Source organism: Streptomyces prasinopilosus, assembly GCF_001419695.1.
Lineage (GTDB): Bacteria > Actinomycetota > Actinomycetes > Streptomycetales > Streptomycetaceae > Streptomyces > Streptomyces prasinopilosus.
This window is the reverse complement of record NZ_LIRG01000886.1, coordinates 1-2,575: the sequence shown is the minus strand read 5'-3', so window position 1 is coordinate 2,575 and position 2,575 is coordinate 1. Positions and strand designations below refer to the sequence as shown.

General features: G+C 74.8%; 2 protein-coding genes. Both read left to right on the top strand.

Annotated features, from left to right (window positions below; genetic code table 11):
- The first annotated feature begins 31 nt into the window (after positions 1–31).
- The gene (aroA, locus tag AOK18_RS28040) at positions 32–1,348 is read left to right on the top strand and encodes a 3-phosphoshikimate 1-carboxyvinyltransferase (protein ID WP_055571355.1); all 1,317 of its coding nucleotides are present in this window, start codon (positions 32–34) and stop codon (positions 1,346–1,348) included.
- Positions 1,349–1,357: 9 nt separating this feature from the next.
- Entirely contained in the window at positions 1,358–2,368 is a 1,011-nt protein-coding gene (gene rsgA, locus AOK18_RS28035) for a ribosome small subunit-dependent GTPase A (RefSeq protein ID WP_055571354.1), read from the top strand.
- Positions 2,369–2,575: the final 207 nt, after the last annotated feature.

The following is a 2,575-nucleotide window of genomic DNA, read 5'->3' as shown; positions in this document are numbered from 1 at the left end:
GGCGGCCCGGGCCGCCATTAAAGTGGTGTGCATGACCGCTAATCCCGCGCCCACCGCCCTCTGGCCCGCCCCGCACGCGAGCGGAGCCGTCGACGCGACGGTCCACGTGCCGGGGTCGAAGTCGGTCACCAACCGTGCCCTGGTGCTCGCCGCCCTCGCCTCCGAGCCCGGCTGGCTGCGCCGTCCGCTGCGCTCGCGCGACACGCTGCTGATGGCCGGCGCGCTGCGGGCCATGGGGGTCGAGATCGAGGAGGGCGTGGGCCCCGACGGCACCGGCGAGGCCTGGCGGGTGCTGCCGACCGGCCTGCGCGGGCCGGCCACCGTCGACGTCGGCAACGCCGGCACGGTGATGCGGTTCCTCCCCCCGGTCGCCGCCCTGGCCGACGGCCCCGTCCGCTTCGACGGCGACCCGCGGTCGTACGAGCGCCCCCTGAACGGCGTCATCGACGCGCTGCGCGACCTCGGCGCCCGGATCGACGACGACGGCCGGGGCGCACTGCCGCTGACCGTGCACGGCGGCGGCGCGCTGGAGGGCGGCACCGTGTCGGTGGACGCCTCCTCGTCGTCGCAGTTCGTCAGCGCGCTGCTGCTGTCCGCGCCGCGCTTCAACCAGGGCGTCGAGGTCCGGCACACCGGCGCCACGCTCCCGTCCCTGCCGCACATCCGGATGACCGTCGACATGCTCCGCGCGGTGGGCGCCCAGGTGGACAGCCCGGAGTCGGGCGGTGAACCCGACGTCTGGCGAGTCACCCCGGGGGCCCTGCTCGGACGGGACCTCACCATCGAGCCCGACCTGTCCAACGCCCAGCCCTTCCTGGCGGCGGCGCTGGTGACCGGCGGCCGGGTCGTCGTGCCGGACTGGCCGGCCCGCACCACCCAGCCCGGTGACCGGCTGCGGGAGATCTTCACCGAGATGGGCGGTTCCTGCGAGCTGACCGAGCAGGGGCTGGTGTTCACCGGCTCCGGGTCGGTGCACGGCATCGACGTGGACCTCGGCGAGGTCGGTGAGCTGACGCCGGGCATCGCGGCCGTCGCGGCGCTCGCGGACTCGCCGTCCACGCTGCGCAACGTGGCCCACCTCCGGCTGCACGAGACGGACCGCCTGGCCGCGCTCACCAAGGAGATCAACGGACTCGGCGGCGACGTCACCGAGACCGCCGACGGTCTGCACATCCGCCCGCGCCCGCTGCACGGCGGCGTCTTCCACACCTACGAGGACCACCGCATGGCCACCGCGGGCGCGGTCATCGGCCTCGGGGTGGAGGGCGTGCGGATCGAGAACGTGGCGACCACGGCGAAGACGCTCCCGGACTTCCCCGAGCTGTGGGCCGGGATGCTCGGGGCCTAGGGCAAGACGATGCGCCGCTACGGCAAGCACACCGACGAGGACGACATCCGCTCCCGCCCGAACCGCAAGGGCAACCGGCCGCGCACCCACATCCGGCCCAAGCACGAGGACGCCGCCGAGGGCCTGGTCCTCACCGTCGACCGGGGCAGGCTGACCTGTCTCGTCGAGGACCGCACGGTGCTCGCCATGAAGGCCCGTGAGCTGGGCCGCAAGGCGGCGGTGGTCGGTGACCGGGTCGCGATCGTGGGCGACCTCTCCGGTGAGAAGGACACCCTCGCGCGGATCGTCCGCATCGAGGAGCGGACGTCGGTGCTGCGCCGCACCGCGGACGACGACGACCCCTACGAGCGGGTCGTCGTCGCCAACGCCGACCAGCTGGCCGTCGTCACCGCCCTCGCCGACCCCGAGCCCCGCCCGCGCCTGATCGACCGCTGCCTGGTCGCGGCGTACGACGGCGGGCTGACCCCGCTGCTCGTCCTGACGAAGTCGGACCTCGCGCCGCCGGACAAGCTGCTGGAGCTGTACGGCGATCTCGACATCCCGTACGTCGTCACCAGCCGTGGGGAACTGGAGGACGGCACGGCGGCCGACCGGGTGCGGGAGCAGCTGGCGGGCCGGATCACGGCGTTCGTGGGGCATTCCGGGGTCGGCAAGACGACGCTGGTGAACGCGCTGGTGCCCGAGGAGCGGCGGCGGTCGACCGGGCACGTCAACGCGGTGACGGGGCGGGGGCGTCACACGACGACGTCCGCGCTGGCGCTGCCGCTGGCGGGCGCCGGGGGATGGGTGGTCGACACGCCCGGGGTGCGGTCGTTCGGCCTCGCCCACGTCGATCCCTCACGGGTCATCCACGCCTTCCCCGACCTCGAGCCGGGGACGGAGGGCTGCCCCCGTGCGTGCAGCCACGACGAACCGGACTGCGCGCTGGACGCCTGGGTCGCCGAGGGGCACGCGGACCCGGCACGGCTGTACTCGCTGCGGCGGCTGCTGGCGACCCGGGAGCACACGGAGGGCGACTGACCCGCAGCGGGGCCGGCGGCCACCGGTCCCTCGGGCCGTGACGCGGGACCGGCGGCCCCCGCGTGTTCGTCATGCCCCGCGGGTGGTGCGTGCATAATCGCACCGAGCCGGGCCCGAAACCGTCGAACCCGGCGGAACGGCCCCCCGCACGCGAAGGCGGTCACCGCACGGGAAGCGGTCACCGCGCGCGGGGACGACGGGAGGACG